General features: G+C 61.7%; 1 protein-coding gene. It reads right to left on the reverse strand.

Annotated features, from left to right (window positions below):
- Window positions 1-298, reverse strand: a 298-nt coding sequence (locus VTU_RS34145) for a hypothetical protein (RefSeq protein ID WP_010108976.1), incomplete at both ends; no start/stop codon positions are given.

The raw sequence follows: 298 nt of genomic DNA on the forward strand, positions 1-298 counted from the left end.
GGTGGTTGGCGTGCAGCCATACGATTTTTTCTGCTTGCTCAAACCAGCCTTGCACAATGATTTTCAGGTCGGCCAGCACACTGCGGGGGGCGTCGGCCAGTGGGCGGCCTGCGGGGGTGTCGATGACTGCAATGGGTCTGTTGGCCAAGTAGATGTATTGGCGCGTGATCCGGCCCTGTGCGTCGAGTTCGGCGCTGAGTTGGCGATCCTCGTACAGGTAGGCTGTGCTGCTGCTGGCCGTGGTTTTGCTGATGCGCTCGCCCCGGTGGTTGTAGTGGTAGCGGGCCAGGCTTGTGCC

Origin of the sequence: Verminephrobacter aporrectodeae subsp. tuberculatae At4, assembly GCF_000193225.1 — a bacterium.
Classification (GTDB): domain Bacteria; phylum Pseudomonadota; class Gammaproteobacteria; order Burkholderiales; family Burkholderiaceae_C; genus Acidovorax; species Acidovorax aporrectodeae.